The sequence below is a fragment of the Aneurinibacillus thermoaerophilus genome, assembly GCF_900099925.1.
In the GTDB taxonomy this organism is placed as follows: domain Bacteria; phylum Bacillota; class Bacilli; order Aneurinibacillales; family Aneurinibacillaceae; genus Aneurinibacillus; species Aneurinibacillus thermoaerophilus.
Genome location: NZ_FNDE01000008.1, coordinates 12,897 through 31,630, shown reverse-complemented (window position 1 = coordinate 31,630; position 18,734 = coordinate 12,897). Strand labels below are relative to the sequence as shown.

Here is an 18,734-nt window from a genome sequence, read left to right as displayed (position 1 = left end):
CCATTCTGGCGAAAGTCGTTTAGCAGTCAATTCCCTAAGAGGGACAGAAGATGGGCTATATGTTCATTTTCTGTCCTTTTTTATTTGGGGTAAAAGTGAAATAACCGTTTGGATGACGTGCGTGCTTTTCCAGAACGAATATAGCACGTTAAAAATATCGATGATAAGAGAGTGATTCCATGAAAAATTATATAGAACAAGCAAATGCAAATGTACGTCTTCAAGAGGGCTCCCGGGTAATCGAGCAACTTTTAGTGGAATGTTATATACGGCCCGGCATTTCCACAAAAGAGCTGGCGCGAAAAACGCTTCTGCCTGTTCCGGTTGCTACCGCGATCAAGAAGGAACTCATGCAGGCAGGTGCTCTAACGCAGGACCGTGGTGTGCATTGTACCCATGAAGGAGTTGCGTATATCGAAAATGAGTTGGGATATGGTGGATTAGACAAAGCCTTATATCAAAAGCTTATGGTCAATGAGACAGATTGGAAGACCGAGCTTGCAGATATTTTATCGTTACTCACAGAATTATTTCAATTACGACCACAAGTTAATGTACAAATTGACCAGTCAAAATGTACACCTGAAACAAGTCTACGTCGGGCGATTCTTTGCCTGAGGGAGCATGCGTTGATCGGAAAGCAAGTTTTGTGTGTTGGTGATGACGACCTGGTCAGTGTGTCGCTTGGCTTTCTTCTCAAACGATTGTTCCCGAACATAAAGAATCAAAAAGCGGCGATTACAGTCGTAGATATCGATAAGCGATTCTTGCGGTATATTCGCGACATAGCGGATCGGAAAGGAATAGCGGTTACCTGTCACTATGCAAATTTACGGCAACCTCTTTCGGAGGAGTTACACGGACAGTACGACTGCTTTTTTACGGACCCGCCTTATACGCTGCAGGGGATGACATTATTCGTTTCCCGCGGAATAAGCGCCTTGAAGAAAGAAAAAGGATTGCCAATCTTTTTGTCGTTTGCCCATAAATCGCCTGATTTTATGTTAGCATTACAGCGTGAGTTTGTACGTATGGGTTTATCACTTAAAGAAATGATTTCGCATTTTAATGAGTATGAAGGAGCGCAGATGATTGGAAATCGGGGACAGATGATCGTTCTCAAGACAACGGAGTTGACATCTCCCGATATTACCGGCTCTTTCGAAGATGTGCTCTATACAGGTGAGGTCAAGCGGACGATACGCACCTACCAGTGTAAGCAATGCAATGGATCGATACTTGTTGGCATTCAGGGAGACTTCCCCACGATTGAGGAATTGAAAAATCAAAGGTGTCCAGATTGCGGAAATGATACCTTTATTTTGATCGCTAAAAAAATCGTATAGCTAATTGTCGGTTTGTTTCAAGTGAATCGACTCAATGATTGTGCGTCACTCTCCGGAGTAACTTTTTTTTGCGTATATTACTTTGTATAACGAACAGCGCCCTTATTCCGCTTTGGGATATCGGGCGCTATTGGAAGTATAATATGAGAGAATACTCTTTCGTCTTATAGAATATCCTCCAAGTACTAATATATAAAGAACAAACTTGCACTTGAGCAGTCTCGTTGGTACGGAAAAAAGCGTAATCATTTCTTATTTGATGAAGGCCTATATATCCTATACTTACTGTTTAGTTTAGTGTCTAAAATTACACGACATAAATACGAAACCATTGAAGAAAGAAAAGTTTCCTTAAAAAAAGCAATAGATAAAAATCGTCGTATTTATTAGCGGTGTTAAGTAACAAAAAAGGACTTCCCCCACCTTGTAGAATAATAATTTTTAAGCCAAAAATTACAGGCCTAGCCCCAATGCTGGGCTTGTAATTTTTTGTTGTGATTTCTTCATTCAACAAGTAAAATGAATCATGCTTCGGATATACCGAAGCCGCGGTTCGCAAAATCCCGCGTTATCAAAACTAGGAGGCATTTTACAATGTATAATTTTTATTTCGGCTTAGTATTTGTCCTGGTCAATTTCTTATTGTTTCTTGTCTGTTACCGTCTATTCGGCAAAGTCGGGCTATACGCTTGGGTTGGCGTAGCGACCGTACTGGCCAATATCCAGGTAGTCAAAACGATCGAATTGTTTGGTTTTGTCATGACATTAGGCAATACGATGTATGGAACAATTTATCTTACCAGCGACCTGTTGAACGAAAAGTATGGGGAAAAGGACGCGAAGAAGGCCGTTTGGTTTGGATTCTTTACTCTTATTATGACAACGATTATCATGCAAATGGTGCTAAAATTTCAGCCGCATGCGAGCGACTTCGCCCAAGAGCCGATGGAAAAACTATTCGGTATTATGCCACGTTTGGCCTTAGGAAGCCTGGCGGCTTATTTCATCAGCCAATTCCTGGATGTAAAAATTTACACTTTCCTAAAAAAGAAATTTCCGAAGCCCAATCAGCTCTGGCTCCGCAATAACGGAAGTACGGTAATCAGCCAATTGATTGACTCGCTCGTCTTCTGTACGATCGCATTTGCCGGTATTCACTCTTTTGGTGTATGGATGGATATTTTCATTACCACATACTTAATTAAATTCGTCATTTCTGTTCTCTCGACGCCTGCGCTGTATGCGGCACGAAGCTTCAAAGTGGAAACGTAACGACGGCTGGGATATTCCAGCCGCCGTATATACCGTAGCTCCAAACGTACCCCATAAAGAAAGAGCCATGCAAAAAGCGCATGACTTCGTAGAAATGACCTACCGGTATATTTTATCTTGCTTTTTTTTCCATCCCCGCCTCACTATGTCGCTTTTTAGCTTGAATGCGCGTATTCTCCGCTTCCCAGAACATTTTTCTTTCCGCTACTACTTTCTTTTTTTCATCTTGTTGTACAGCTTTGACGAATGAAAGAATCAACAGCAAGGTTATAAAAACAAGCGGCAATGCAGTTAAAATACTTGCTGTCTGAAGCGTTTCTAACCCGCCAATAAACATAAGAACCATCGGAAGAAGCGAAAGCGCGAATGCCCAGAACATTCGATTCCAACGCAACGGGTCATTATCGACGCGCTTTTGGGTTACTGCTGCAAGCACATAAGCGGAAGAATCAAACGTAGTCGCCAAGAAAATAATAGCCAGTATACAAAATAATGGTACCATTATCTTATTGAAAGGTAGCGTATTCATCACGCTAATAATCGCCGTCGGCGCACCGCTTTCTTGCAAAATACTCAATACAGGAAGGATATCATTTAACTGCAAATATATTGCATAATTTCCAAGGATAACAAAATATACAGTACAGCCTATCGTTCCCCATACAAGAGTGCCGATAATCATCTGGCGAATGGTACGACCGCGCGAGATACGAGCAATAAATAATCCTACAAACGGCGAATATACAAGCCACCATGACCAGTAAAACATCGTCCATCTTTCCGGGAACCCTGATTTTGTAATTGGATCCGTCCATAAACTCATTCGCAAAATGTTGTCCAGTAATAAGCCTACGCTGTTCGTTCCCATTTTTAAAATAAAAAGGGTCGGACCGACGACAAGAATAAAGGTCAACAGCAAAAAAGTCAGTACCATGTTCATATCGCTCAGCCATTTAATCCCTTTTTGTAATCCGGAATACGCGCTAAAAGAAAAAATAATCGTCACAATCAATAATACTCCAATGTTTAAACCGAATGATTCCGGAATTCCCGTCATTTTGCTAATGCCGGCTGAAATCATCGGCGTACCCAGACCGAGCGTCGTTCCGGCAGCTCCCAGCAATCCAAACATAAATAAAATATCGATCATTTTGCCGAGAATACCATCTGCCGCCTTGCCGATGAATGGCCGACACGCTTCGCTGATTTTCAATACGGGCTTCTTACGAACGTGGTATAAATATGCAATCGGTACAGCAGGCAGGCAATAAATCGCCCATGCTGTCGGTCCCCAGTGGAAAATGCCGTATGTGGCGGCCCATTCGATCGCTTCCGTAGAACCGGGTTGCAGACCGAATGGCGGACTTTCATAATAATACGCCCATTCAATCGTTCCCCAATACAAAATACTGGCACCGATCCCCGCGCAAAATAACATAGAAGCCCAGCTAAAAGTAGAAAAAGCCGGACGTTCTCCGGGCTCACCCAATTTAATCGTTCCATATCGTCCGTAAGCGACCCACAAAAGAAAGAAAAATACACCGATTCCAAGCCAAAGATACGAAATCCCGAAGGTGTTAGTAAAAAACTTACTGGCCGCCGTTAACATTTCACCGCCTTTCTCAGGGTATAGCCCCAGTGGAATGCAAACGGCGATCAGTACTACAAAAGTGATGGTAAACGTAATCCAGTCCATTTTTTTTGCTTGCATCTGCTCCTCCTTACATTTTCAAATGACCATTCGGTAGAGTAAAAGGGGTATACTCCCCCTATTATCCTTTTCCCACTTTTTCTATAACTGAAACTGTATTTATATACCATATGCCAAACAATGAAGAAGTGATACTCCACAAGGAGCGTCAGGATATTACGGCGAAGCGAGCCTGCGAGTTTTTCTGGTTACACCTGTAGAAGCTATTGACACATGCTTCACCATCGCTTATAAACGGACATACACTTTCGCTACCCATATGGCTTTCATATTGATGAGGGGGCTCCATTTGTCTCTACACTCAATTCAAAGCTTTCCTTGTAATAAAGAGGATTCAGATGCATGTTTTTGTGAATCATACCAGCTTGCCTTGTCTGTTAACAAGAAAAATTCCTAAGACAATCAAACCCATACCGATTATACTCAGCATTGCTAAACTATTTTTGAACACAAAGAAATCGAATATAGCTGTCACAGGTGGTACACAATAAAATAAACTTGTTACATTTGTAAGATTGCCCTGTCGTATCATATGATAGAGCAATAAGGTTGCTCCTACTGAAACAACGAATACCATCCAACAGAGGGAGAGTAAAAACATAGGAGACCAACTTACTTTTTGTTCAAAACAATATAATAAGATGGATAAAAAAATAGTTCCGGATGTATACTGAATCGTCATATTTGATATTTGATTAACCTGTATAGACTTTTGTAAGATGGTTCCTCCTATAATACAAAGGAGTGAAATCAATGAACTCATCATGCCTATTTTTGAAATGTTCGCTATTTTTGTACTATTGAGCACGACTAAAGTAAGACCGATGATTCCAATAATGAGCCCTATCCATTGATTTTTTCCACTTTTTTCTCTTGAAAGAAATGTTGTAAGAATAGGTTGTGCTCCAAGTATAATGGCCAGCAGCCCAGGAGAAATATTGTAATCTAAAGCTAAAAAATAAAAGGTTTGATAACCAGCTTGCATACATAATCCTGTGAAAATGACATCCATCCATTCTTTTGAATTTGTTGGTAATGAAGGTCTAAATATGAGCAACATTCCCCAAAAAAGAAGAGAGGAAAATAATAATCGAAAAAACAGAAAAATAAATGGATCGGCATAGTGTAAACCAATTTTTACAAAAATCCCCCCACTGCTCCACATCAGAACAAATAACCAAGGAATAATACTCCTTTTCAACAAAATACCTGTCTGCATAGACTTCTTAATTTTTGAATTCACTAAGATTTTGTACTGTCTGCCCATTATTATATCCTCTTTTCATATATAAATAATATGATTTTTACAATCATGAAAAAATGAAGTTGAAAGATAAAATTCTTATATCGATTTTTCCAATTATTATTTTATGTTTTTTCCTTAAGCTAGTGAAATTAGTGTTTTAAAATATATCTATCGAGTTTTTAAGTAGGAGGAGCTGGACTTCATGGAAATTAGGCATCTAAATACATTTAAAGCTGTTATTCAAACAGGGAGTTTCACTAAAGCGGCTGAACTTCTTAACTATTCCCAGTCGACTGTAACATTTCATATAAAAGCAATAGAAGAAGAACTGGGAACTCCCATTTTTGATAGGATCGGAAAAAGGATTTTTTTAACTGAAGCTGGTGAAAAATTGCTGCCACATGCGATTCAAATACTTAATGTTTTTAGGAATGTAAAAGAAGCAACGGGGGAGCACGGAGAGATAAAAGGTCAATTGAAAATTACAGCACCTGAAGTCCTATTAATTTATAGATTGCCTCCTCTATGCATCGCTATCCAGCTAAAAATTTCAAGTACCCTTAAAACAAAAAATGGGCTATGTGGTAGAAAGGATTTTTTGAAACACGACGCGATCTTGATCAGGTCCATCATAATCTTTATGAACAGAAATCCCCTCAATCTTTATATCACTTTCAAGAATGTCAAAACCTAACTTTGTATGATAAGCAATAGACGCTTTATTGACCGGAGAAGTAACACACTTGACAATACTGCAACCCCTCTGTTTTACCGTCTCAAAAAAGTGATGATATAGTTTTTTAGCATAACCTTTCTTGCGCCCATCGGGATGGACTCCGACAAAATGGATATATGCTTCTTTTGGGTGTGTTTGAGATATAAATCCAATAACAAAAGCGATAATTCGATCATGATCTTCAATAACAAAAGATGTTTCCTGAAAATAAGAGAAGAACAATCTTGGGAGCATGTCCGACATTTGTCTTCCCCCCCACCACTGGTTTATACGAGTAATTATGTAAGAATAATCTGATTCATGTACATTTCTGATTTTCATAAAAACCCTCCTTAAACTGAATCATTCTATTACTTGACGAACATAAGAAGGTATAATGAATGTGTGTCAACTCTCAATGTAAGCTTGGGTATGTTCAACATATTCAATAATCGTTCCATCGGGATGTTGTACAGTCATATTTTTCCCTGTAGGGACTTGTTTTGGTTCTCTAATAACCTTTACCCCTATTTTATTAAGGTGAGTTAGAAATTCATCTAATGAGTCTACTACAAATGTAGCTTTCGTGCCTTCAAATGGTTTTAATGCCTCCGGTGATCCAGCTATAAACAAAAGATCACCGACTGATGCAAGTTCCAAATTCATTTCAGGATATGTAAATCTTAATTCTGTTTTTACACCATAAAGCTCTTCACAAAAAGGTAATACAGTATCTAAGTCGCTAACATAAATACGAGTGAACGTTTTTAATACTTTCAAGGTTTATTCCTCCAGCTACATGATTTTGTACGATTAATTTTAACAAAATAATGGGTAAAGTTTTGTATGTTCTAGTTCTTTTCCTTTGAAGTCACGTATTGGTTGCTTCCTGCGCCAAGACCAACTATCAAAAGTAAAGCCGAAGCCACAACCAGTATGAACAGTGGAAGCGTCCAACTGTGTGTCATATCATGCAGCAATCCAAAAAGAGTTGGCCCTATTGCGGCCAAAAGATATCCTACGGACTGAGCCATTCCGGACAATTCTGCTGCCTGGTGAACATTTTGGGTACGAAGGCTAAAGAACATCATACTTAAACTAAAAGCACATCCTCCCCCAATGCCAATCAAAATAGCCCATACCGGAATAAGTAGGTTCCCCCCGAACAAGAGACCTAAGTATCCAACAACAAACAAAAGAAACGTAATAATGACTAATAATCGCTGATTGGACATACGTCCTGCAATAACAGGAATGATAAAAGTGAACGGAAGCAAGGCAAATTGCAGTAAGAAAAGCATCCAACCACTGGAGCTAGCACTTAATCCTCGTTCGATAAGGATTTCAGGCATCCAAGCAACAATAATATAAAACATCAAAGATTGTAGCCCCATAAATATTGTCACTTTCCAAGCGAGTCTCGAACGCCATACGTTCACCGGCTCATTTTTCCTATCTGATTTAACAGCTATCATCTGTTTATGTCGATTACGGGCTTGCGGCAACCAAACAAGAAGTGAAAGAAAAGCGGGAATAGCCCAGCAGCCCAAAACCACCTTCCATCCTAGTCCAAAATCGGTAGCAAGAGGGATGCTGATTCCTGAAGCAATCGCTCCACACAAATTCATGGCTACCGAGTAGATACCCGTCATAAATCCAATTCTGAGCGGAAATTCTTGTTTGATTAAACTCGGCAACAAAACATTACAAATCGAAATAGCAAACCCAAGCAGGGCTGTACCTAAAAATAATGTACCGATCCCGGATACGGAACGTAAAATGATACCCAGTGTTAATATAGGTAAAGAGGCGAGTACCACCGCATTGATTCCGAATCGCCGGGCCAGCTTAGGCGCAAAAGGAGATACGAAAGCAAACGCGAGCAAAGGTAAAGTGGTTAACATACCGGCTAAAGTGTTGGATATTCCTAAATCATCACGAATCATACCTACTAAAGGACCTACTGATGTGAGCGGTGCTCGAAGATTCATTCCAATGAAGATTATTCCAAGTATAAGCAGCAAGATACCGGCAGACGAGCGTGAGGGCTCATCACTTTCTTGAAAGTGCTTCTCAATCGCCTGATGGTGTGAACTCATTTCTCATCCTCCAGATGTTGTTGAAGTTTTTCTTTAAACTGTTCAATATAGGTACGGACAGCCTCAACAGCTTGCCTTTCATCTTGTTGAATAATCGCTTCAATGAGTTCATGATGCACTTTTTGATGAGAATCACAACAAGCAACTTCGACTAATTCACGAATGGATCGTTTGACAGCTTCTGTCATATATTCGTATAAATCGATCAGAACACTATTGTGTGTAGCTTCTGCAACTGCCTGGTGCAATTGGATATCGAACTCGACATAAGCATCCATATCATTCGCTTCCGCAGCGGAATCACAAGCGGCAAGGCAGGCGCGCAGCTTTTCCACATCTTCGTCCGTACGTCGCAGGGCAGCCAACCGTGCTGACTGCTGCTCCAACCCATCACGTACCTCCAGCGTTTCCAATATATTGGATTGTTGAATACGCCGTTGCAGCGCCGCACCAAGAACACTGGTTGAGCATACATACGTGCCATCTCCCTGCTTGGTTCGTAAAAGTCCGGCATGAACGAGGGCTCGAATCGCCTCCCTCAACGTATTTCGACTAACCCCCAATTCCCTAACCAGTTCTGGTTCGGCTGGTATCCGGGTTCCGATCGGCCATTGCCCTGATTCAATGATGGCTTCAATTTGTGCGGCCACTTGTTCGACCAGCGTCATGCGGTTTGTTTTTTGTAATTTCATTCACACACCTCCAAACATCGGATGATTGGTTTAATAGAAACATATCATAATGCAGTGAGAATGTAAATCATTTTTGATTTTAATGGACAAGGAAGGGGAGCCTCTTAAAACGCTACATAATAAAAAAGAGGCAGAAAAATATTGCCTCTTGCCTCTAATGTCTATGTAAAAATTCATCTATCTTTATGCCCATAGTCAATGACCTTTACTTCTTGCTCATCTTTTAAGAAAGTCATTATTTCTGTACCATAACAAAAATATACGCTAAGGAAGACAAAAAACAAAGCTCGTTTTCGTATTCCTTAATTCTGGTCAACAAATTCACGAATGCCTTTATACAGCGCATCTGCAACCCGTTTCTGGAATTCTTCATCAGCCATTTGCTTCGCTTCTGAAGGATTCGTAATAAATCCAATTTCTACTAAAACAGCGGGCATTTTCGTATCTCTGATGACCTGAAATCTCGCTTTTTTGACTTTTCGATCCGAAAACCCTGTTGCCTGTATAAGATATTTATGAACGGTATTTGCATACGTTTTGCTTTTTGCAGTGTAATAGTATGTTTCTGTTCCTTTAGCCGACGACGAAGTGGCCGAGTTAATATGGACGGAGATAAACAAGTCCGCCTTTTCCCCATTCGCTATCTTTACTCGTTCAGGCAATTCAGGGAACGTGTCGCCTTCTCGTGTCATTACTACATCAAATACGGAACGGATTGTTCATCGTGAAATGCTTGGCTTGTACCTCTCCATTCGCTTCTATCTCTATCATTTCTTCCTTTTGCACAAGCCCTGTAATTTTCACTTTTTCAATAACTACTTTCGGTTTTTCATCGACTTCGTTGACTGCTTTAGAACTTATGGAATATGTTGTTTTCCCTTTATCCCAACTGCCGTTTTGTCCAAATAGCTCTGTCACAGCTTGTCCATTCACTTGAATTTGTGGAGGAATCTTCGGCTTCATTCTTTCTCCATTCATCCAGAGCTGAATGGAAGGAGCGGGTGCAGCTTGAACCACCGCCGACAACATCCCCATCAAGAGAAAAAGAAGCAGGCTAATCCTATAAAACGCTTGTTTCATAATTTATCCTCTCTTTCCCGTTCTGCAATTCACAAAACGACCAATCTGCTATACTTCCACAAAAATTCCTAAATATATCTTTAATACGTAATATAGGAAATTGATTATATTATTGTACAATTTCTTTATCAAAGAATGAACAACTTTCCCTCATGAAAAAAGTCCCATTTTCATGAACTCTTATTAATAAAGTAAGCAGGCATCTATGAAAGACACCTGCTTTTGTGCATCGGCTGTAATGTCGTGAAAACAAACGAAAATCTTACCGCTACTCCCAATGGGCCAGCGTGCGTTTATATAACATATCGCGATATTGTGCTGTCGAATTTGGCAGAACATGCCCGGTTGTGTAATCCATAATCACACCATAGCGACGGATTACATCCAGTTCATCGATTTCTCCTCTTTTAAATTTTTCCTCTACGGAAGCGATATCTTCCTGCAACCACTGTCTGCGTTTGGCTCGAATGTACGCACGCTCGTTTTTCGTTGCCTCCTCATCAATTTCAAACAGGTCAATCTCGCGGTCAATCTCTTTGATAATAACTCCGTAATCTTTACGCGCACGCTCTATGGATACATACTGATCGATCACATCTTCCAATACAAGCTTCGGATCACGTTCAAGCGGGTCACCCAATCCGCCACCACCTGCGGAAGGACGATCGAATGAATCCCCCGGTTTAAGCGCCACACTCGAAAATACCGTCCCCAAAAAACGTTCGTTATCGCTACCTGGATTTAACCTTACTCCATGCGGCAAGGACGGAAGTCCCCCTTGAATCCCCCATGTAACAGAGCGCGAACGATCGCAGCAGTACGACATAACCGTATTTTCACATGATGTCAATATTCCACCTTTACGCACACCACAGCCACCGCGAAATTTCCCCGGACCAGCAGAGTCTGTTACAATTTCATGATGCGTTGTAATAACAGGGGACAACCTCTCCTGTCCTTCGCATGGCTGAATGCTTAATCCGACACCAAATACCGGAGACATCGCATTCGCTCCATCTTTATATGAACGACCACCGTGTCCACCGGCCATCCAGTCATACCACATAAAGTAATTGTCATATCCGGCGCGTCGATCCCAACCACCGATTAACAAATATTCCAGGTTAAACGAGCAGGCAAGCGCTCGTTCCGGCATAATACCAGACCACAATTCAAAAATAGCGTTCATGATTTTTTCGTATGCACCGGAGCAAAAACCGGTTACAGCTACAGGCCACGGTGCATTTACAACAGAATCTTCGGGCAAATTCACATGAATGAAGCGATAAAAACCAGAATTAAGCGGAATATCCGGGAAAAATGTTTTTGTTCCGGAAATGACCGCGGAAAAAGAAGCGCCGAACCCAGCATTCAAAAAGCAGCTGATGTAGGGATGTGAACCGGTCAAATCATAATCAATTTCATCATCTTTAATCGTCATACGCACATGAATTGGGATTAATTGATCACCAACTTCCGGATCCATGTCAATATAGTCTGTTGTTTCCCATGTGCCGTTCGGCAGTTCGGAAATACGTGCTCGTCCGAGACGTTCCACATAGTTTTGCACTTCTTCAAAAGCAATGAGAACCGTATCAAGACCATACTTTTCGATTAAACGAACAAGTTGCATCTCCCCGACTTTGGTTGCTTCCGCCTGCGCACGCAAATCGCCAAGGCGCTCTTCCGGAACACGCATATTGGCCACCAGAAGATTGGCCACATCCTGCAAATACTGACCTTTGCTCCAAATCCGTACCGGTGGAATTCGCATCCCTTCCCCATAATGATCTTTGGAACGAACATTGAAGGAGCCCGGAACGTTACCACCAACATCAGCCCAGTGCCCGTTCGATTGCATAAAAGAAATAAGTTTTCCATCATAGAATACCGGTCGAACTACGCGAACATCACAAAAATGTGTCCCACCTCGATACGGATCATTAATCAAAAATACGTCCCCAGGATGAATATCGTCTCCGAAATCTTCAAGTACTGCTTTGGCTGTTAAATGGAGTGTTCCTACATGAACGGAAATATCCTGCGTTCCTTGCATAATGGTGTTCCCTTCAGCATCACAAATAGCCGAACTAAAATCACGGCTATAAATCACGAAAGAATAGCATGTCCGCAGAATTTGCTCAGACATCTGGTCAACCAAATTTACAAACGCATTTTTTAACACCTCAAACGTTACCGGATCTAGACGTGTGATGGCAGATTGTGTTTGACTCATTATTTCGCCTCCATATCTTTTTTGTACGTTAACAGTAAATTCTTATACGGATCGACTTCAGCCGTAAATCCTGGCGGAATAACAACTGTCGAATCCATCTGCTCGACAATTGCTGGCCCTTGGAATGTAGAACCTACAGGGAGCAGCGAACGATTATAAATGGTTGCTTCTACAAAGCCCCCGCTTTCTTCAAAATAAACATCTCGCTTGCCCCGAATCGCATCATTCATATTGCCTTTCGGCTGCTCCATTGGTAAATCCGGCTTCGGTACAATTCCGGTGGCCGCTACGCGTAGGCCGTAAATTTCAACCCCTTGTTCCGGATTTGAGAATGCGAATTCACGCTCATGTTCCCTGTGGAACCGCTCCAATGCTTCCTTAAGTGAGTGAATCGGACGGGAAACTGGAATAGATAATGAACGCCATTGTCCGGTATACCGCATGTCAATATAACGAATAAGTTGAGTATTTTCTTGCGGTACCCCCTCTTCTTCCAGAAGTTTAGCCGCTTCCTGTTCCATATTTACATATGTTTGTTCTAATTCAGTCAATGAGACATCCTGTATGTTCATTAAATACGTTTTGGAAATGTCATGTCTTACATCAACAAGCAAACATCCCATAGCAGACGTAATTCCCGGATGCGGTGGTACAATTACGGTTGGAATCTCTAATTCTTTCGCTAGATGTGCGCCATGAAGTGCACCTGCACCACCAAACACAACAAGCGCAAAATCACGCGGATCATATCCACGGCGAACGGAAATGAGACGTAGCGCATCGCACATGTTAGCGTTTGCTACTTTGATGATGGCGTTCGCTGCTTCTGCTTCCGTATAGCCGAATGGTTCAGCGATTTTTCGAATCGCTTCGCGTGCTTTTTCTTTGTCAAGCGTCATCTTCCCATCCAGAAGTTCCGTTCCAAGGCGACCTAATAGCACATTGGCATCACTGTTCGTTGGTTCTGTTCCCCCGCGTTGATAGCAAGCTGGGCCGGGTGTCGCTCCTGCACTCTGCGGACCGTTACGAAGTGAACCCCCATCGTCAATCCAGGCTAGGCTACCACCACCGGCACCAATGGTGAGAATTTCAATGCTCGGGAACCCGATCGGATAACCATATTCGATATACCAATCATTTGTAACGCGTAACTCACCGTTATACATGAGAGAAATATCCGTACTTGTCCCTCCCATGTCCAATCCAATCGCGTTTTGAAATCCGCATAATTTAGCGATGTGAGCGCTTGCAATCGCACCGGCCGCAATTCCTGAGCTGGCGAGACGAGCGGCATACCTCGGAACCGTTTCGGACGTCATCACGCCACCACCGGAATGAAGTACAAGTACATCTCCTTTATATCCATCTTTACGCAAAGAATCTGACAGTTCCTGAATATAATTACTTACAATCGGCCCCAGCACAGCGTTTACAATTGTGGTGCTCATTCGTTCATGTTCGAAAATTTCCGGAAGCGTTTCACTCGATGTACAAATATAGACTCCCGGCATTTCTTCCTGAAGGATTTCTTTCATTCTTTGTTCATTTGTTCCATTCACATATGCATTCATGAAACCAATCGCAATGGATTCTACCCCGCGCCTTTTCAGGATACGGGCCAGTTCGCGCGCTTCCTGTTCATCAAGCGGAGTAATAATATTTCCGCTATAGTCTGTGCGCTCTGTAACCTCAAACCGGTCACGACGCCGTATGTACGGAGGTGCTACATCTTCATAGGCGTCCCATAATTCTAGCTTAGTTCCACGACGAATTTCCGGTACATCACGAAATCCTCTGCTTGCAATAAAAGCTGTTTTTGGCAGGCGTCTTGTGATCAAGGCATTGGTTCCAACGGTCGTACCGTGAGAAAATAATGAAATTTCAGATATCGGAACCGCTGAATTTTTAATCCCTTCTAAAATGCCTCGAGCTGGATTGTCAGGTGTAGAAGATACTTTCGTAACAGCAATTTCCCCCTTTTCCTCATCAAAAACAAATACGTCAGTAAAGGTTCCACCAACATCGACGGCTACATGATATTTTCCCATCATACGTTTCCTCCTCTAGCTAAAATGCACTTGCTTTCGCCCATTTAAATTTAGCAATTATTATGCCAATTTTAAAAATTAAAAAATATAGACGTATAAGTAAAAACAGAATAAATACAAGAAAAGATTCTTTCAAAAATGAAAGTGAATTTCCACTTATGAAAGGTGTCTCACACGCCAGGAAGTGGGAGAGGTTCACAATATACTGGAATATATATTGTTTTATATAGACGTTACTACTATATTAATAGTATAGAAAAAAATGCAGCATCACGGTATTGCTTTGCTCGATTCCGCGTCTGCTGTAAAACAGAGGAGAGATCGCGATGGGATTGCTATATGATGACCTTACCATCTGCAATTTCGATCACGTTTACATTCCTCAAACGAACCTGCTTGCTCTGCCTCATACGTGGATCGAATGTGAAGATATTGAACATACAAACGGATACTGTGAGCAGGATTCCTTTCGTTTGATTGCTGAACGGCTGCATCAGAGACGACATCCAGGTGGCATCACTTTTGTCGGTAACGGCAATTACCATTATGTCTCACGCACGCTTCTTCAGGAAGTCGATCGTCCTTTTACCCTCATTCTTCTTGACAACCATACGGACATGATGACAAATGTGCCACAGCACTTTCTTTCATGCGGTTCTTGGGTTGTCGATGCTTTGCTTCATTTACCTCTATTGCGCCACGTTATACTCATCGGCACCCGATCCGATTTGGCGGCGCAAATCGATCCGCATTTCTCTTCTTACATCACAGTTTTTACGAGCCAACAACTCCGTGAAACAAACATAAATACGTTTATTTCTTCCATTCTTTTAAGCATCCATACGGATACAGTCTATATCAGCATTGATAAAGATGTTCTTTCTCCTGAAGAAGTCGAGACAAACTGGGATCAGGGCGTTATGACACTTGCTCAACTGCAAGCGATAGTGAAAGCGCTTATCCATTGTTCTGCCAAAATTTATGGGGTAGACATCTGCGGAGAGCTTCCTGTCTCGCCTCTCGACGTATTTCATCAAGATAAACAAATGAGCATTCGCAAAAACGAGAAAGTGAATCTGGAAATCCTGCAAACAATTTATAGTTAATACTTAAGAAAAGGGGGGCCAAAAAGCTACTTTTTGGCCCCACTTTTTGGCATAAAAAAGAAAAGCTGCCTCATGACGTTTTTTAACGACCTTTTGAGACAGCCTCTCTTCTTAATTTACAATTAGCAATCTTTTCGTTTATAAAACATCGTAACCCTGGTCTTCAATCGCTTCCTTAATAGCTTCTAATGTCAATTTATGTTCATCATATTCCACCTGCACTGTCTTCTCATTCAGATTGACTTTGCCTTTGGCACCGATTTCTTCAAGCGCTCCTTCCACTGCTTTTACACAATGCCCGCAAGACATTCCTTCTACTTTTATCGTTACAGTTTGCATCTTGTTATTCCCTCCATATCAGTAAAAGTGCATTATTTCATTAATTTGTTCATTGTCTTTAACAATTCATCAATCACTTCATGATCCCCTTCCTGGATTCGCTCGATCACGCAGCTTCTCATATGTCCTTCCAGAAGGAGGCGGCCAACCGCGTTTAGCGCAGACTGAACGGCAGCGATTTGATTCAGAATGTCGTCACAGTACACATCTTTTTCGACCATTCCCTTAATTCCACGGATTTGTCCTTCAATCCGATTCAGCCGGGTAATTAAATTATTTTTCAACTTCTCTGAATGATGGCTCGTGCGTTCGCTCCCGTGATTGCACACCTCCTGTCCATTTTCGTGGATCATCGGCTCCATCGTCTTTGTCACCCCCTTATTCTACTTTCGCCTTTTGCAGGCGTAGAGCATTAAGAACGACCGATACTGAACTCAAGGCCATAGCAGCGCCAGCCACCCACGGCGCAAGAAATCCTGCGGCAGCGATCGGAATGCCGAGCGAATTGTAAGCAAGCGCCCAAAACAGGTTTTGTTTAATATTGGTCATTGTTTTCCGACTCATCACAAACGCATCAGCAATACTGTTTAAATCGCCGCGCATCAAAGTAATATCCCCGGCCTCCATCGCTACGTCCGTTCCGGTCCCCATGGCAATACCGACATCAGCTACCGCCAGCGCAGGCGCATCGTTAATCCCATCTCCTACCATAGCGACTTTTTTACCTTGGGCCTGCAAATTCCTTACTTCCTCTGCTTTATCTTCCGGCAACACTTCGGCGCGAACCTGTTTAATTCCTACTTCCCGCGCGATCGCCTGTGCTGTTCGTTCATTGTCTCCCGTTATCATCATAACGTCAATATTCATTCGTTTAAGTCGCGCCACGGCTTCGCGTGACGTTTCCTTCACCGTATCCGCGACCGCTACCAATCCTGCGTATTTTCGGTCGACAGCGACAAGCATGGCGGTCTTTCCTTCATCTTCTAAGACATCCATTCTCCCGTACACCCGCTTTACATCCACTCCGTATGTTTCCATTAACTTGCGTGTGCCAATGAGAACCTCTTTGCCTTCCACTACAGCCCACACTCCATAGCCCGGGATAGCTTCGAACTGCTCCGCTGAAGGCAGGGCGATTCCTTTTTCCTCTATACCAACGACCATCGCTTCCGCGAGCGGGTGTTCCGAGTTTTTCTCTGTTCCACCAACAAGACGCAGAAACTCCGCTTCTTCTATACTTTCCGCCACCACGTCTGTCAGTTCCGGCTTGCCCTTTGTTACAGTTCCCGTTTTATCAAACACGACGGTGTCTACTCGGTGCGCAATTTCCAGATATTCGCCCCCTTTAAACAAAATGCCGAGCTCAGCCGCTCTTCCCGAACCGGCCATAATCGAAGTCGGGGTAGCCAGGCCAAGGGCGCATGGGCACGCGATTACGAGCACAGCAATCAGCTTTTCCAACGCGTTCGCAAAGTCTCCAGGAACAAGCCAGAAATACCAGATAAGGAAAACGAGCACAGCGATGCCAACGACAATCGGGACAAAAATTCCTGAGATACGGTCCGCAATGCGCTGAATCGGTGCTTTCGAGCCCTGCGCTTCTTCCACCACTTTAATAATTTGCGCAAGCGCTGTCTCTCTGCCGACTTTAGTGGCTCTTATTTTCAGCACGCCATTTTTGTTTACCGTCGCGCCAAATACGTTTGCGCCCACCTGTTTTTCTACCGGCACGCTTTCTCCCGTCAGCATCGATTCATCAATAGACGAACGGCCCTCGATAATTTCGCCGTCAACAGGAATTTTTTCGCCGGGTTTTATCACAATCATATCACCGACAATCACTTCTTCCACCGGAACGAGCATTTCCTGTCCGTTTCGAATGACAAGCGCTTGCTTCGCCCTAAGGCCCATCAATGTTTCAATGGCCTTGGACGTCCGCCCTTTTGCCAAAGCTTCAAATAGTTTTCCAAGCAAAATTAATGTAATCAGTATCGCGCTGGTCTCATAATACATCTCTGGGGCATGATGCGCTTGACCAATGGATAGAATCGTTAAATATAAACTGTAAAAGTAAGCAGCAGACGTGCCAAGTGCGACTAACACATCCATGTTTGCACTTTTATTGCGCAATGCTTTATACGCGCCGATATAAAATTGGGCTCCGATAATAAACTGGATCGGAGTGGCTAAAGCGAACTGTACCCAGGGATTCATCAACCATTCCGGCATCCAGATAAAAGAAGTAAACGAAAAATGTCCGGCCATCGACCATAATAAAGGAAAAGATAAAATCGCTGAAATAATAAACTTCCGCTTTTGCCGATTGATTTCCTGCCGGCGGTGATTCTCTTCCTGCCCATCTTCTTGTTTCGGCACCGCTTTGTAACCGAGCTTCTCCACCTTGCACACCATATCTTCAATAGAAACCTCAGCAGGCAGATACTCTAGGTGGGCAGTTTCCAGCGCAAAGTTGACGGTCGCTTCCGTTACGCCAGGCATTTTGCTAAGCCCTTTCTCAATCCGATTCGCGCAGGCCGCGCACGTCATGCCTGCAATTTGGAAATCGATCTGCTCTTTTACCGTAGCGTATCCTAACTTTTCAATCCTTTCTTCCAGCTGGGAGAGCGTCACTTTTTCCGGGTCGTACGTAACCACGGCCTTCTCCACCGCAAAGTTAACATTCGCTTCCTCCACTCCTTCCATTCGCTTAAGCCCTTTTTCAATGCGGTTGGCACAAGCCGCACACGTCATGCCTTTTATTTGAATCGCTGTCTGTTTGCTCGCCGACATTTAGCGCCCCTCCTTACACTATACCTATGTATAGTATAATAAAAAAACTCTAAT

Annotated in this window: 17 protein-coding genes; 4 read left to right on the top strand and 13 right to left on the bottom strand. The window is 42.6% G+C overall.

The window, feature by feature from the left end:
• The first annotated feature begins 179 nt into the window (after positions 1-179).
• Entirely contained in the window at positions 180-1,346 is a 1,167-nt protein-coding gene (locus tag BLR88_RS06230) for a bis-aminopropyl spermidine synthase family protein (protein WP_091260205.1), read from the top strand.
• Between the two features lie 594 nt (positions 1,347-1,940).
• Positions 1,941-2,618 carry a queuosine precursor transporter gene (locus tag BLR88_RS06225; protein ID WP_057898905.1) on the top strand — a complete coding sequence of 226 codons (678 nt, stop codon included), beginning with the start codon at positions 1,941-1,943 and terminating at the stop codon, positions 2,616-2,618.
• 112 nt (positions 2,619-2,730) lie between these two features.
• Here the strand turns inward: BLR88_RS06225 and BLR88_RS06220 are convergent, their stop codons facing one another.
• Together BLR88_RS06220 and BLR88_RS06215 are read right to left on the bottom strand one after the other, a co-directional pair.
• The gene (locus BLR88_RS06220) at positions 2,731-4,329 is read right to left on the bottom strand and encodes a BCCT family transporter (protein ID WP_091260203.1); all 1,599 of its coding nucleotides are present in this window, start codon (positions 4,327-4,329) and stop codon (positions 2,731-2,733) included.
• Positions 4,330-4,684: 355 nt separating this feature from the next.
• Positions 4,685-5,596, bottom strand: a complete 912-nt coding sequence (locus tag BLR88_RS06215; RefSeq protein WP_057898907.1) for a DMT family transporter — start codon at positions 5,594-5,596, stop codon at positions 4,685-4,687.
• Positions 5,597-5,777: 181 nt separating this feature from the next.
• Here BLR88_RS06215 and BLR88_RS20530 point away from each other — a divergent pair, with 181 nt between their 5' ends.
• Positions 5,778-6,269 (top strand): LysR family transcriptional regulator, encoded by a 492-nt coding sequence (locus BLR88_RS20530; protein WP_057898908.1) that lies wholly within the window; start codon positions 5,778-5,780, stop codon positions 6,267-6,269.
• Here BLR88_RS20530 and BLR88_RS06205 read toward each other — a convergent pair.
• From BLR88_RS06205 to BLR88_RS06170, 8 genes are all read right to left on the bottom strand, one after another.
• Positions 6,153-6,632, bottom strand: a complete 480-nt coding sequence (locus BLR88_RS06205; protein ID WP_091260201.1) for a GNAT family N-acetyltransferase — start codon at positions 6,630-6,632, stop codon at positions 6,153-6,155. The genes BLR88_RS20530 and BLR88_RS06205 overlap by 117 nt on opposite strands.
• A gap of 66 nt (positions 6,633-6,698) precedes the next feature.
• Positions 6,699-7,070 (bottom strand): VOC family protein, encoded by a 372-nt coding sequence (locus BLR88_RS06200; RefSeq protein WP_057898909.1) that lies wholly within the window; start codon positions 7,068-7,070, stop codon positions 6,699-6,701.
• Between the two features lie 71 nt (positions 7,071-7,141).
• Positions 7,142-8,389: a CynX/NimT family MFS transporter gene (locus BLR88_RS06195; protein WP_057898910.1), complete on the bottom strand. Its 1,248-nt coding sequence runs from the start codon at positions 8,387-8,389 to the stop codon at positions 7,142-7,144.
• Positions 8,386-9,081, bottom strand: a complete 696-nt coding sequence (locus tag BLR88_RS06190; RefSeq protein ID WP_057898911.1) for a FadR/GntR family transcriptional regulator — start codon at positions 9,079-9,081, stop codon at positions 8,386-8,388. Before BLR88_RS06190 ends, BLR88_RS06195 begins: the two co-directional genes overlap by 4 nt.
• 302 nt (positions 9,082-9,383) lie before the next feature.
• Positions 9,384-9,773 carry an N-acetylmuramoyl-L-alanine amidase family protein gene (locus BLR88_RS06185; RefSeq protein ID WP_082705994.1) on the bottom strand — a complete coding sequence of 130 codons (390 nt, stop codon included), beginning with the start codon at positions 9,771-9,773 and terminating at the stop codon, positions 9,384-9,386.
• A gap of 7 nt (positions 9,774-9,780) precedes the next feature.
• A complete protein-coding gene (locus tag BLR88_RS06180) occupies positions 9,781-10,161 on the bottom strand; it encodes a hypothetical protein (RefSeq protein WP_057898913.1) in 381 nt (126 codons plus the stop codon).
• 268 nt (positions 10,162-10,429) lie between these two features.
• On the bottom strand, positions 10,430-12,397 hold the full coding sequence (locus BLR88_RS06175; protein ID WP_057898914.1) for a hydantoinase B/oxoprolinase family protein: 1,968 nt from the start codon (positions 12,395-12,397) through the stop codon (positions 10,430-10,432).
• Positions 12,397-14,448, bottom strand: a complete 2,052-nt coding sequence (locus BLR88_RS06170; protein ID WP_246615699.1) for a hydantoinase/oxoprolinase family protein — start codon at positions 14,446-14,448, stop codon at positions 12,397-12,399. The genes BLR88_RS06175 and BLR88_RS06170 overlap by 1 nt, the downstream gene beginning before the upstream one ends.
• Before the next feature lie 323 nt (positions 14,449-14,771).
• On the opposite strand from BLR88_RS06170, the gene BLR88_RS06165 reads away from it, so the two are divergent.
• Positions 14,772-15,551 carry an arginase family protein gene (locus BLR88_RS06165; protein ID WP_091260198.1) on the top strand — a complete coding sequence of 260 codons (780 nt, stop codon included), beginning with the start codon at positions 14,772-14,774 and terminating at the stop codon, positions 15,549-15,551.
• Positions 15,552-15,689: 138 nt separating this feature from the next.
• Here the strand turns inward: BLR88_RS06165 and copZ are convergent, their stop codons facing one another.
• The 3 genes from copZ to BLR88_RS06150 are packed head-to-tail and all read right to left on the bottom strand — an operon-like array spanning position 15,690 to position 18,680.
• Positions 15,690-15,890, bottom strand: coding sequence for a copper chaperone CopZ (gene copZ, locus BLR88_RS06160; protein WP_057898916.1), 201 nt, complete (start codon positions 15,888-15,890; stop codon positions 15,690-15,692).
• Positions 15,891-15,922: 32 nt separating this feature from the next.
• Positions 15,923-16,243: a metal-sensitive transcriptional regulator gene (locus BLR88_RS06155; protein ID WP_091260247.1), complete on the bottom strand. Its 321-nt coding sequence runs from the start codon at positions 16,241-16,243 to the stop codon at positions 15,923-15,925.
• Between the two features lie 25 nt (positions 16,244-16,268).
• Positions 16,269-18,680 carry a heavy metal translocating P-type ATPase gene (locus tag BLR88_RS06150; protein WP_091260196.1) on the bottom strand — a complete coding sequence of 804 codons (2,412 nt, stop codon included), beginning with the start codon at positions 18,678-18,680 and terminating at the stop codon, positions 16,269-16,271.
• Positions 18,681-18,734 lie beyond the last annotated feature (54 nt).

Bases quoted from the DNA above. Each gene is read 5' to 3' on its own strand.
- BLR88_RS06225 (WP_057898905.1), top strand. From the start codon at position 1,941: ATGTATAATTTTTATTTCGGCTTAGTATTTGTCCTGGTCAATTTCTTA.
- BLR88_RS06185 (WP_082705994.1), bottom strand. From the start codon at position 9,773: ATGACACGAGAAGGCGACACGTTCCCTGAATTGCCTGAACGAGTAAAG.
- BLR88_RS06180 (WP_057898913.1), bottom strand. From the start codon at position 10,161: ATGAAACAAGCGTTTTATAGGATTAGCCTGCTTCTTTTTCTCTTGATG.
- BLR88_RS06190 (WP_057898911.1), bottom strand. From the start codon at position 9,081: ATGAAATTACAAAAAACAAACCGCATGACGCTGGTCGAACAAGTGGCC.
- BLR88_RS06170 (WP_246615699.1), bottom strand. From the start codon at position 14,448: ATGATGGGAAAATATCATGTAGCCGTCGATGTTGGTGGAACCTTTACT.
- BLR88_RS06205 (WP_091260201.1), bottom strand. From the start codon at position 6,632: ATGAAAATCAGAAATGTACATGAATCAGATTATTCTTACATAATTACT.
- BLR88_RS06175 (WP_057898914.1), bottom strand. From the start codon at position 12,397: ATGAGTCAAACACAATCTGCCATCACACGTCTAGATCCGGTAACGTTT.
- BLR88_RS06155 (WP_091260247.1), bottom strand. From the start codon at position 16,243: ATGATCCACGAAAATGGACAGGAGGTGTGCAATCACGGGAGCGAACGC.
- copZ (WP_057898916.1), bottom strand. From the start codon at position 15,890: ATGCAAACTGTAACGATAAAAGTAGAAGGAATGTCTTGCGGGCATTGT.
- BLR88_RS06165 (WP_091260198.1), top strand. From the start codon at position 14,772: ATGGGATTGCTATATGATGACCTTACCATCTGCAATTTCGATCACGTT.
- BLR88_RS06220 (WP_091260203.1), bottom strand. From the start codon at position 4,329: ATGCAAGCAAAAAAAATGGACTGGATTACGTTTACCATCACTTTTGTA.
- BLR88_RS06150 (WP_091260196.1), bottom strand. From the start codon at position 18,680: ATGTCGGCGAGCAAACAGACAGCGATTCAAATAAAAGGCATGACGTGT.
- BLR88_RS06195 (WP_057898910.1), bottom strand. From the start codon at position 8,389: ATGAGTTCACACCATCAGGCGATTGAGAAGCACTTTCAAGAAAGTGAT.
- BLR88_RS20530 (WP_057898908.1), top strand. From the start codon at position 5,778: ATGGAAATTAGGCATCTAAATACATTTAAAGCTGTTATTCAAACAGGG.
- BLR88_RS06215 (WP_057898907.1), bottom strand. From the start codon at position 5,596: ATGGGCAGACAGTACAAAATCTTAGTGAATTCAAAAATTAAGAAGTCT.
- BLR88_RS06230 (WP_091260205.1), top strand. From the start codon at position 180: ATGAAAAATTATATAGAACAAGCAAATGCAAATGTACGTCTTCAAGAG.